This is a genomic window from Pseudomonadota bacterium (assembly GCA_039028935.1).
In the GTDB taxonomy this organism is placed as follows: Bacteria; Pseudomonadota; Gammaproteobacteria; order Steroidobacterales; family SZUA-146; genus SZUA-146.
Genome location: JBCCHD010000008.1, coordinates 119,967 through 130,638, shown reverse-complemented (window position 1 = coordinate 130,638; position 10,672 = coordinate 119,967). Strand labels below are relative to the sequence as shown.

At 55.5% G+C, this 10,672-nt stretch carries 9 protein-coding genes and 2 pseudogenes; 7 read left to right on the top strand and 4 right to left on the bottom strand.

The annotated features are described in order from the left end of the window. The first annotated feature begins 328 nt into the window (after window positions 1-328). Genes AAF465_06135 through AAF465_06125 form a run of 3 tightly spaced genes read left to right on the top strand, consistent with a single transcriptional unit; the run spans window position 329 to window position 2,603 of the window. Window positions 329-946 (top strand): TorF family putative porin, encoded by a 618-nt coding sequence (locus tag AAF465_06135; GenBank protein ID MEM7082293.1) that lies wholly within the window; start codon window positions 329-331, stop codon window positions 944-946. 23 nt (window positions 947-969) lie between these two features. Then, window positions 970-1,308 carry a P-II family nitrogen regulator gene (locus AAF465_06130; protein MEM7082292.1) on the top strand — a complete coding sequence of 113 codons (339 nt, stop codon included), beginning with the start codon at window positions 970-972 and terminating at the stop codon, window positions 1,306-1,308. Between the two features lie 20 nt (window positions 1,309-1,328). Beyond that, window positions 1,329-2,603 carry an ammonium transporter gene (locus AAF465_06125; GenBank protein ID MEM7082291.1) on the top strand — a complete coding sequence of 425 codons (1,275 nt, stop codon included), beginning with the start codon at window positions 1,329-1,331 and terminating at the stop codon, window positions 2,601-2,603. 116 nt (window positions 2,604-2,719) lie between these two features. Here the strand turns inward: AAF465_06125 and AAF465_06120 are convergent. Beyond that, window positions 2,720-2,785, bottom strand: a pseudogene (locus AAF465_06120) (HU family DNA-binding protein). Window positions 2,786-3,481: 696 nt separating this feature from the next. Beyond that, window positions 3,482-4,111: pseudogene (locus AAF465_06115) on the bottom strand (adenylate kinase). Window positions 4,112-4,273: 162 nt separating this feature from the next. Here AAF465_06115 and AAF465_06110 point away from each other — a divergent pair. Together AAF465_06110 and AAF465_06105 are read left to right on the top strand one after the other, a co-directional pair. Beyond that, window positions 4,274-5,536: a 6-phosphofructokinase gene (locus tag AAF465_06110; GenBank protein MEM7082290.1), complete on the top strand. Its 1,263-nt coding sequence runs from the start codon at window positions 4,274-4,276 to the stop codon at window positions 5,534-5,536. A gap of 69 nt (window positions 5,537-5,605) precedes the next feature. Beyond that, window positions 5,606-6,286, top strand: coding sequence for a cupin domain-containing protein (locus AAF465_06105; GenBank protein MEM7082289.1), 681 nt, complete (start codon window positions 5,606-5,608; stop codon window positions 6,284-6,286). Between the two features lie 138 nt (window positions 6,287-6,424). Here AAF465_06105 and AAF465_06100 read toward each other — a convergent pair whose 3' ends face one another. Continuing rightward, entirely contained in the window at window positions 6,425-8,437 is a 2,013-nt protein-coding gene (locus tag AAF465_06100; GenBank protein MEM7082288.1) for a sodium-translocating pyrophosphatase, read from the bottom strand. A gap of 302 nt (window positions 8,438-8,739) precedes the next feature. Between AAF465_06100 and AAF465_06095 the strand changes: the two genes are divergently transcribed. After that, window positions 8,740-9,246: a DUF1203 domain-containing protein gene (locus AAF465_06095; protein MEM7082287.1), complete on the top strand. Its 507-nt coding sequence runs from the start codon at window positions 8,740-8,742 to the stop codon at window positions 9,244-9,246. Between the two features lie 110 nt (window positions 9,247-9,356). After that, window positions 9,357-9,833 carry a GNAT family N-acetyltransferase gene (locus AAF465_06090; GenBank protein MEM7082286.1) on the top strand — a complete coding sequence of 159 codons (477 nt, stop codon included), beginning with the start codon at window positions 9,357-9,359 and terminating at the stop codon, window positions 9,831-9,833. On the opposite strand, the gene AAF465_06085 is transcribed toward AAF465_06090, so the two are convergent. After that, window positions 9,823-10,593: an AMP nucleosidase gene (locus AAF465_06085; GenBank protein MEM7082285.1), complete on the bottom strand. Its 771-nt coding sequence runs from the start codon at window positions 10,591-10,593 to the stop codon at window positions 9,823-9,825. The genes AAF465_06090 and AAF465_06085 overlap by 11 nt on opposite strands. Window positions 10,594-10,672 lie beyond the last annotated feature (79 nt).

Below are 10,672 nucleotides of genomic sequence, written 5' to 3'. Positions count from 1 at the left end.
CGCTGTTACGTAAAGGCGGCCAACATCAAACCAGCACCAAAGCCAAACGACGTTTGGACAAGGTCAACCTGAAACGGGAGTGGCCACAGGTAAAGAAACCCACTTTAACAGTGGGCAATTTCGTTTAAGGCCCCAGACCCAAAACCGGGCATTCGTCCTTATTACCCGGCCAGTGCGCACTAATTAGGTGCGCGCCACCGCACGCCTCCCTCTTAAATCACTGATTTTTAAACCGTCAAAAGTTGGCACGGATCATGCTTTGTGCAGTGCGTCCAATTCGGACCCGCGCGCCAACACTGCGCGTCCTGTTCACTGCAAAGGAATCGATATGATCCGATTACAACCGAAACTGTTTGTCGCGCTGATATTGGCGTTCAGCGTCCCTTCTCATGCCGAATGGTCTGGCAACGTTGGCTGGGCTTCCGACTACCACTTTCGCGGGATCTTCCAATCCGATTCCTCTGCCTCTTTAGGCGTGGACTATGAAAATGCGGGCTGGTATGTCGGGACCTGGGCAGCCGATGTGGACGACGGTGCGGAAGTCGATCTCTATTTCGGATTCGGTGGCGAATACGGTGAGTTCAGTTACGGCATCGGTTTTACGGGCTACTACTACACCGGCGATTTCGATGACACCTATCAAGAAATCAATCTCAGCGCAGGCTATGGCGCCGTCACACTCGATGTTGCTATTGGCGAGTACGACAATTTTGACGGACCCACACAGGACTACACGTTCTTTTCTTTGACCGCTGAGCACAACGACTTTTACGCCACACTCGGTTCGTTTAGTCAGGACGCCGATGGCGAGTATCTCGAGCTTGGCTACGGCACCGAAGTGAGTGGCTTTGACCTGGGCGTCGCCATCATCTTCGCCAACGATGACCTGATTGGCGATGCCGATGAGTCGATCGTTTTCTCGCTGGGCAAATCGTTCAGCTTCTAACGGCACAGGAGAGGGAAATACGCATGAAAATGATTACTGCCATCATCAAACCCTTCAAGCTCGACGATGTGCGAGAAGCACTTGGCGAGGTGGGGGTGCAAGGAATCACCGTGACGGAAGTCAAAGGTTTTGGTCGTCAACGTGGCCACACCGAGATGTATCGCGGTGCTGAGTACGTGGTCGACTTTCTACCCAAAACAAAAATTGAAATCGCAGTAGCGGATGAGCTGACCGACCAGGTGCTTGAGGCGATCACCAACGCCGCACGCACAGGAAAAATCGGGGACGGCAAAATTTTCGTCAGCGATCTTGTTCACGTTGCCCGTATTCGCACGGGTGAAACCGGCGACGCAGCCGTTTAATCCCACTATTAGGAGTCACAATGGAAGAATTAACACAATTATCCAGCCGCGTCGCTGAAGTGAGCTATGCGCTCGATACGTTTTATTTCCTAGTCATGGGTGCGCTCGTGATGTGGATGGCGGCCGGCTTTACGATGCTTGAGTCAGGGTTGGTGCGGGCCAAAAACACCGCTGAGATCCTGACCAAGAATGTCGGCCTTTATTCAATTGCGTGCCTGATGTACATGCTGTGCGGCTACGCGATCATGTATCCGGGTGACGATTTTACCGGCGGTATGTTCAATGCGCTCGGCGCGTTAGACATCCTCGGTCAAAGCGACAACGCACTCGAAGCTGTCCAAGCCGGCGACGCCTATTACTCGGGCTTGTCCGACTTCTTTTTCCAAGTCGTGTTTGTTGCCACTGCGATGTCGATCGTTTCCGGGGCCGTGGCCGAACGCATGAAGCTCTGGACGTTTTTCGCGTTCGCGGTAGTACTCACCGGCTTCATCTACCCGGTACAGGGCTTTTGGAAATGGGGCGGTGGCTGGCTGAATGAGCTCGGATTCCTCGACTTTGCCGGTTCCGGCGTTGTGCACCTTTGCGGTGCGGCCGCCGCATTGGCCGGCGTGCTCATTCTGGGGCCTCGTAAAGGCAAGTACGACAAAAACGGACGGGTGAAGCCGATTCCAGGGGCGAACCTACCGTTGGCCGCCATTGGTACGCTCATTCTGTGGTTGGGTTGGTTCGGCTTTAACGGCGGTTCTCAGCTGCAGATTACGGGGGTCGACAACGCTAACGCGGTTGCACTGATTTTCGTCAACACCAATATGGCCGCCGTGGGGGGACTCTTGGCCGCCCTGTTGTTATCGCGCATTTGGTTTGGCAAAGCTGACCTAACGATGGTGCTCAATGGTGCTTTGGCGGGTCTGGTAGCGATCACCGCTGAGCCGCTCACGCCCACACCACTTGTGGCAACCCTCATCGGAGCAGTCGGTGGCCTGATCGTAGTCGGTTCGATTGTGCTGCTCGATAAGCTGCGAATCGACGATCCGGTCGGTGCCATTTCGGTGCACGGTGTTGTGGGTATGTGGGGTCTTCTCGCTGTTTGCCTGACCAATTCCGATGCGACGCTGGTGGCGCAGCTGACTGGCCTTGCTGCAATATTTGCTTGGGTCTTCGCAACCAGCTTTATCGTCTGGTTCATCCTCAACAAGATCCTCGGACTACGCGTTTCAGAGGCCGAAGAGTACGAAGGCGTCGATGTTCACGAATGTGGACTGGAAGCCTATCCGGAGTTTGCGAAAGCCGAATAAAACGGCTTAAGCAGACAAAAAAAAGGCCGGCTAATGCCGGCCTTTTTTTATCGTCGCTTACTACGCTTCGTCGTTTTTTTCTTTGATACTTTCTTCTTGGTCGCTCTCTTCGGTGCTTTCTTAGCGATCTTTTTCGCTACCTTCTTTTTTGCCGGTTTCTTCTTCGCCGCTTTTTTCGCCACCTTCTTCTTGGCTGGTTTTTTCTTCGCGACTTTCTTCTTGGCGGCCTTCTTAGTCACTTTCTTGGCCACCTTTTTCTTGCTTGATGTCTTTTTGGCAACCTTCTTCTTCGCCACTTTTTTCTTGGCGACTTTCTTCGCTACTTTCTTTTTCGCCACTTTCTTCTTCGTAACCTTCTTAGCGACTTTCTTTGCCGCCTTTTTCTTAGCGACTTTCTTCTTCGCTGCTTTTTTCGCTACTTTTTTCTTCGACACTTTCTTCTTCGCCACTTTCTTAGCGACTTTCTTCTTCGCAACCTTCTTAGCGACTTTCTTTGCCACCTTCTTCTTCGCGACCTTCTTCTTCGCTGCTTTTTTCGCGACTTTTTTCTTCGCCACTTTCTTAGCGACTTTCTTCGTCACTTTTTTGGCAGTCTTTTTGGCGGTTTTCTTGGCCACTTTTTTAGCAACCTTCTTCGCCGTTTTCTTCTTCGTCGTTGATTTTTTAGCGGTCTTCTTGGCCGCCGCTTGCTTGGCGGGTTTCTTCTTTGCCTTACCGCTACTCTCTTTCGCCTCGGCGGCTTTTTCCGCAATCATTGCCGCCAGCGCCGCCGTTTGCTCCTCTTCAAGTCGTTTCGCTTCACGCTTTGCTTCCGCGCGTGCCTCAGCGGCTTCGGCCTGTTTTTGCTCGTACTTCTTACCAGTGAACTGCTTCAGGAAACGCTGCAGGCGTATGAAGATCTGATTGATTTCACCGACGGCGTTAATGGTTTCCGTTAGTTCCTGTTTCGTGTAGTACTCGATTAGTGGTGTCGTGTGCTGCTCATAAACACGCAGACGATTACCGATGGTCTCCTCATTATCATCGGCGCGGTGATGCAGACGATGACCGCATTTGTCGCAGCGTCCTTCGATAATCGGTGGGTAGGTGTATATGTTATGGACGTTGCCGCAGTTAATGCAGGTGCGGCGTCCAACCAGACGTTGCATCAGCTGATCGTTGTCTACTTCCATGTAGAGCACGGCGTCAAGCGGACGTCCGATTTCTTCGAGCATGGCATCCAAGGCTTCAGCTTGGGCCAAGTTTCGCGGGAAGCCGTCCATAATGAAGCCTCGCTTGGCATCCGGTTCGCGAAGCCGCTCCCGAATAATGCCCAACACGATCTCATCCGACACCAGGTGACCGGCGTCCATGGTGGCTTTGGCTTGGCGCCCCAGTGGCGTATCGGAGGCGGCAGCCTCGCGGAGCAGGTCGCCGGTGGAGATTTGCGGTATGCGGTGTTTATCGACCAGGAGTTGAGCCTGTGTACCCTTACCCGAACCTGGTGCCCCTAACATCACGATTCTCATAGCTTTTTGTTCCTGTTGGTGGCATTCCACCCATTCTGATCGGTTGTCTGCCCCCTAGGCAGCGAGCCGGTTAAAATACCGACAACGCTCTGGAAGGTCAAACCCTGACCGTTTTCAGGATTTCCGGTATTCTCAGGCGCAAACCCGACCACAAGGATCATCATGTCTAAGAAAAATGCGTTCTACGCTCAGTCGGGCGGCGTAACCGCCGTCATCAACGCCTCCGCATGCGGCGTTATCGAAACCGCTCGCAAGAATCGCTCGGTAATCGGTAAGGTCTATGCCGGTCGGGACGGCATTATTGGCGCTCTGACCGAGGATATGATCGACACGAGTAAAGAAAGCGCACGTGCCATCGCGGCACTGCGCTATACCCCGGGTGGCGCCTTTGGCTCCTGTCGCTACAAGCTCAAAGGTCTGGAAGAAAACAAAGCGCAGTACGAGAGGCTAATCGAAGTATTTAAGGCGCATGACATTGGCTACTTTTTTTACAATGGCGGCGGCGACTCCATGGATACCGCCCATAAAGTGTCACAGATCGGAAAAAAAATGGGCTATCCCATCATCTGCGTCGGCGTTCCCAAAACGGTCGACAATGACCTGCCGTTGACCGATGTGTGCCCAGGCTTTGGTTCCGTAGCAAAATATGTTGCCGTGTCGACGATGGAAGCTGCGCTTGACGTTCAGTCGATGGCGCGTACCTCAACCAAGGTCTTCGTGCTCGAAGTGATGGGCCGTCATGCGGGCTGGATCGCCGGCGCTGCCGGTCTGGCTGGCGAACAGCCGGGCGACGCGCCGCACATCATCCTATTCCCCGAAGTGCCGTTTGATAAGAAGGCCTTTCTCAAGCGCGTCAAAGAATGCGTCAAAGCCTACGACTATTGCGTTATCGTGGTGTCCGAAGGCGCCCGGCACGCCAACGGCAAATTTTTATCGGAAACCGGCACTAAAGATTCGTTTGGCCACGCGCAGCTCGGTGGCGCGGCTCAAGTCATCGCGCAAATGGTCAAGGACAAGTGGGGCTACAAATACCACTATGCAATCGCCGATTATCTGCAGCGCTCCGCCCGCCACATCGCATCCAAAGTCGATGTCGATCAGGCCTATGCCATGGGCAAAGCCGCGGTGGAGCTGGCGATTCGCGGCAACAACGCGGTCATGCCGGTCGTGGTGAGACACTCCGACAAACCCTATCGCTGGGGCGTTGGCGTGGTCGATTTGAAACGCGTCGCCAACAAAGAAAAAATGATGCCGAAAAGCTATATCACTCGGGATGGCTTCGGCATCTCGGCAGCAGGTCGTCGCTATCTGGCACCACTGATCAAGGGCGAAGACTATCCCCATTATCGAAATGGTCTGCCGCGCTACGTGACCCTTAAAAACGTGGCCGTGCCAAAAAAACTCAATACACGTTTTAAAATCTAGCGTTGGCGGCCGCAACGAGAATGGTCCATCGAGATAGCCGACGTTTCAACGAGTCAGCAACAGGCCGCCATGCGCCTTAACGCCGACTTTTCAAAGCGCGTGGTCGTGCGCCCGGAAGATGTCGCCTGGACTCCTTCGCCGATGGCCGGCGTCGAGCGCCGCATGCTCGATCGTCTGGGCGCCGAAAGCGGTCACGCCACATCGATTGTCCGTTATGCGCCCGGCTCTTCGTTCAGCAATCATACGCACAGTGGGGGCGAAGAGTTTCTGGTGCTTGACGGCGTGTTTAGCGATCAGTACGGCGACTTTCCGGCGGGCACCTATGTGCGAAACCCAATCGGCACGCGCCATGCGCCGCATAGCGATAGCGGCTGCACGATATTCGTCAAACTGCATCAATTTGCCAGCAGCGACACGCGGCAGTTTGCCCTCGATACGCGCACACCCTTTTCACCCGGCTTAGTACACGGGTTGTCCGTTCTCCCACTGCATGCTCATGGCACCGAACAGGTAGCGCTGGTGCGCTGGCAGGCCGGCACTCGCTTTCACCGTCACCGTCATCAAGGCGGCGAGGAAATTTTGGTGCTCGAAGGGACGTTTCAGGATGAGCACGGCGATTATCCTGCGGGCACCTGGCTGCGCAGTCCACACGGCTCTGAACACCGCCCACGGTCGGATGAGGGCTGCCTGATTTACGTGAAAACCGGGCATCTGACACCTCGTCCACCCAGTCACTCGCCCACCGCGTAGACGACTGCAAGCGCGTCACAGTGCCGCTGTGTGACGACCCCGCTTGCGGAGGGTCTCCTCCGCCGGTGAGCGGTCATTGCCACAAAAAAAGGCCGCTCGTCAGAGCGGCCTTTGTCGAGACTGTCGTGTTGCGCGTGCTTACAGCAGGGGCGCAATAACCAAGCTAACAATCGCCATCACATTGATGAGGATATTCATCGCTGGGCCCGACGTATCTTTGAACGGGTCGCCCACGGTGTCACCCACGACAGCCGCTTTGTGCGTATCCGATCCTTTGCCGCCCAGGTTGCCTTTCTCGATGTATTTCTTGGCGTTATCCCAGGCACCACCGGCGTTGGCCATAAACAGCGCTAGCAACACACACCCAAGCAGCGCACCACCGAGCATCCCGCCCAGGGCTTCAGGCCCGAGACCGAAACCGACCACCACGGGCGCCAGCACCGCCAACAGTCCAGGAAGAATCATGCGCTTGAGCGCGGCCGTTGTGGCGATATCCACACACCGCACCGTGTCGGGCTTGGCTTTGCCCTCGAGTAGCCCCGGAATGTCACGGAACTGACGACGGATTTCTTTGATCATGTCGAAGGCCGCATCGCCCACCGCATTCATTGTGATCGAGCCCACTAGGAACGGGAAGATACCACCCAGGAAAATACCGATCAGCACCATAGGATTATTGAGCAACAATTCGAAATCGGCATTGTTGTATTCAATGGTCTCAATGAATGCCGTGATGATGGCCAGCGCTGCCAGCGCCGCAGCGCCAATGGCAAAGCCTTTACCAATCGCCGCGGTGGTATTGCCCACTTCGTCGAGCGAATCGGTGATTTCTCGCACACGGTCTTCCATGCCCGCCATCTCAGCAATGCCGCCAGCGTTGTCAGCCACGGGGCCGTAGGCGTCGATCGCCATCGTAATACCGACTGTGGCGAGCATGCCGACAGCCGCGATCCCCACGCCGTACAAGCCAGCGTAGACATTGGACACATAAATGATCGCGCAAATCGTCAGCAACGGAATCACGACCGACTGCATGCCGACGGCCAGACCCGAGATCATCACGGTAGCCGGACCGGTTTCACCTGACGCGGCAATTTTTCGCACTGGTGCCGCACCGGTGTAGTACTCGGTGACAAGGCCAATGACGATGCCACCAACCGCGCCACTGAGAACAGCGATCCAAATACCGTTGCTGATACCGACTTTATCGACCACAAAGTACGCAGCGACGATAAATAAGATCGTGGCCCCGAATGTGCCTTTGCGAAGCGCCGCTTCCGGCGCACTGCCAGACGACAGCTTGACGATAAAGATCCCCAACAGCGAACAAATCAGGCCGGTAGAGGCCAGCAGCAATGGGAGCGCCATGAGATCAGCGCGGTCGCCACCATCAAGCATGCTCGCCAGCGCTGCACCGGTGGCCGTCGAGGCAATCGCGATCGAGGCGATCATCGAACCGCAGTAGGACTCAAAGATATCCGAACCCATGCCGGCCACATCACCCACGTTGTCGCCGACGTTGTCGGCGATTACGCCCGGGTTACGGGGATCGTCTTCGGGAATACCGGCCTCAATTTTACCGACCAGATCAGCCCCCACATCCGCACTTTTGGTGAAGATGCCGCCGCCCACGCGCGAAAACAACGCAACGACCGAACCACCCATGCCGAAGCCGTGCAGAACGTGAGCCGTTTCCGCATTGCCACCGAACGCCATATACAATGAGCCGAGCCCTAAAAGACCCATCGCCGCCACGGTAAGACCCATAATGGAGCCACCGTAGAACGCCAAACTCAGCGCGCTGGCTGCACCACTGTCACGCGCTGCCACCGTCGTACGAACATTGGCCTTGGTGGCGGTGTACATCCCGATACCGCCAGCAACCGACGAACAGAACGCGCCGACAATAAACGCGATCGCGGTATTGATGCCAAGCTCTGACAGCGCGATGGCCACGGCCACAATAATCGCGAAGCCCCAAAGCAACGTGTATTCACGCTTGATAAAGGTCATCGCACCCGTGTGAATTTGGTCGGCAATGTCGGCGACGGCGCCTTCACCTGCGGACGAACGCGCCACTGCCATATAGATGAACAGTGCGGATAGCAGTCCGAGGCCACCCACGATAAGAGGAATCATAGAAGTATCCATCAATACTCTCCTGACGGTGTCTGTCAGTGCACGCGCCGCAAATGCGGGGGCGCCTCACCCGTCATTGTCATTAGAAAATCAGATTGCCGTCGGCCCCTGAATGGGCGCGCAGCAGCGAGCGGCCAAGGCACGGAAGGTCCCTAATCAAGCCCAGATCGCGGCGCCATTCTACTGCAATCACGCTGAAAATGAAGGGTTGGTGACCAGATCCTGTCAACGGCGTCGTTTTCGATCAGCATTCGGGTCGCCTGGCGCCGGCTTTTGCCGCACTCTGCCGTACATCACCCGCCCGGAGAAGCCCGATGACCTTTCAGATCCACGCTCTCAATCCCGAGCCATTTCAACGGTTTAGACATATGACTCAGCGGGAGCTCGCACAACACCATGCGTCTTGGGTGGTCGCTGATGAACGGCCGGGCTTTCCTTGCCGGGTCAGCCTCGCCGACGCGAAGGTCGGCACCCGATTACTGCTCATTAATTACGAGCATCACCCGCACCGATCACCGTATCGCGCTCGCCACGCCGTCTACATCGACCTTGATGCGCGCCAAGCGACGCCGGCACCCGGCGTGGTGCCGAAGTCAATTGCTTCGCGCATGATTGCATCGCGCGCCTTCGATCAAAACGGCCATTTGTGTCGCGCGGAACTGTGTCCAGGGGAGACATTGCCGCCTGTGTTGGAAGCGCTTTTGGGGGAAGAGAGGGTACGCTATATTCATCTGCACAATGCCGCACCCGGTTGTTTTGCCGCGCGTGTCACCCGATCCAGCCAAAACGACAGCGAGGCGGCGCCGTGGGCCTTAAGCTAACACGGCACGCTGACAATCCGGTCGTGCCGGCTGTGGGTGTTCCGCGTGCCGGACAGTGCGCCGATTGGCGCGGAGGTGGGCCTATTGTTATCGACCACACTGGAAGCCGCATGCGTCTTGTCGAACCCAACCCAGAACGTCTCGATACACTCTTCGGTTGGTTCGACAACGACGCTGCCGTACGGCGTTGGGGCGGTCCGGTCATGCGGATACCCATGTCGCGAACATCGATGGAAGAGGATGCGCAAATTGGCGTGTTGGCCAGTTATTTTTTGGTCGATGACCAGGAAGTCTTGGGTTTTGGTCAATACTACGACCGATTGAATCGCTGCCATTTGGGGCGCCTGGTGATTTGCCCTAACCGACGCGGTGAACGGCTCGGGCAGCAGCTCATTGAGCGGCTCGTGCACGACGGACATCAACGCTTAGGGCTTTCTGAGCAGTCGCTGTTTGTTCTTGACGATAACCACCGTGCTATCGCTTTGTATCAACGATTGGGATTTACGTTTGCGCACTACCCCGGCAATGATGGGATGGGTGACGAGGTGCGCTATATGGTTCGGCGTGCGCGGTCAATCAGTAGCTGAAATGTTTGATCTTCTCGCCGCGATTACCCACTTCAGTCATCGCGGCAATGCCTAGGTCAAGGTGCATATTTGCGAAATTGGCGGTGACTTTCTTATCGCGCTCCTCGGTTTTAATCCCCTCCGGCGTGGTGGGCACATCGGACACCAGCAACAGCGCGCCACGCGCGATTTCGTTGTGGTGGCCAACGATAAAAATGGTCGCGGTTTCCATATCGATGCCGATTGCCGTCATGCGTTTGAGTTTATTCAGAAAGACCTGGTCATGCTCCCAAACGCGACGATTGGTCGTATAAATCACCCCGGTACGATATTCAATATTCTGCTCATTGAGTTTTTCTGACACAAACTTGTGCAGTTTAAACGATGGCAATGCGGGCACTTCACGCGGAAAATAATCATCGCTTGTGCCTTCTCCACGAATGGCCGCTATCGGCAGTATAAAATTGCCGATTTCCGTCGATTTTTTCAATCCACCGCACTTACCGAGGAACAGAACGCCTTTGGTATCCCGCGCGCTGAGAAGATCCATTATCGTCGCGGCATTCGCAGAGCCGATACCAAAGTTGACGATCGTGACACCGTCGTCGTTGGTGGCGGCCTTCATCGGCCGATCTTCGCCGTAGAGACGGCATTGAAATCGATCGGCAAACTGACGGATATAGCTATCAAAATTGGTGAGCAGAACGTAATCACCAAACGCTTCTAGCGGCATACCGGTGTAGCGTGGCAACCAGTCTTTGACGATTTCCTGTTTGTCCATCGATTGCTCTCCTGTGTTTCAGGTGCACAAAGTAACCGGTGTGAACAACAAATGCACGCGGCACGAGCGGTCGATTGCG

Excerpts from the sequence above, each read along its gene's own strand:
- AAF465_06110 (MEM7082290.1), top strand. The coding sequence starts at position 4,274 with ATGTCTAAGAAAAATGCGTTCTACGCTCAGTCGGGCGGCGTAACCGCC.
- AAF465_06135 (MEM7082293.1), top strand. The coding sequence starts at position 329 with ATGATCCGATTACAACCGAAACTGTTTGTCGCGCTGATATTGGCGTTC.
- AAF465_06090 (MEM7082286.1), top strand. The coding sequence starts at position 9,357 with ATGCGTCTTGTCGAACCCAACCCAGAACGTCTCGATACACTCTTCGGT.
- AAF465_06125 (MEM7082291.1), top strand. The coding sequence starts at position 1,329 with ATGGAAGAATTAACACAATTATCCAGCCGCGTCGCTGAAGTGAGCTAT.
- AAF465_06085 (MEM7082285.1), bottom strand. The coding sequence starts at position 10,593 with ATGGACAAACAGGAAATCGTCAAAGACTGGTTGCCACGCTACACCGGT.
- AAF465_06130 (MEM7082292.1), top strand. The coding sequence starts at position 970 with ATGAAAATGATTACTGCCATCATCAAACCCTTCAAGCTCGACGATGTG.
- AAF465_06095 (MEM7082287.1), top strand. The coding sequence starts at position 8,740 with ATGACCTTTCAGATCCACGCTCTCAATCCCGAGCCATTTCAACGGTTT.
- AAF465_06100 (MEM7082288.1), bottom strand. The coding sequence starts at position 8,437 with ATGGATACTTCTATGATTCCTCTTATCGTGGGTGGCCTCGGACTGCTA.
- AAF465_06105 (MEM7082289.1), top strand. The coding sequence starts at position 5,606 with ATGCGCCTTAACGCCGACTTTTCAAAGCGCGTGGTCGTGCGCCCGGAA.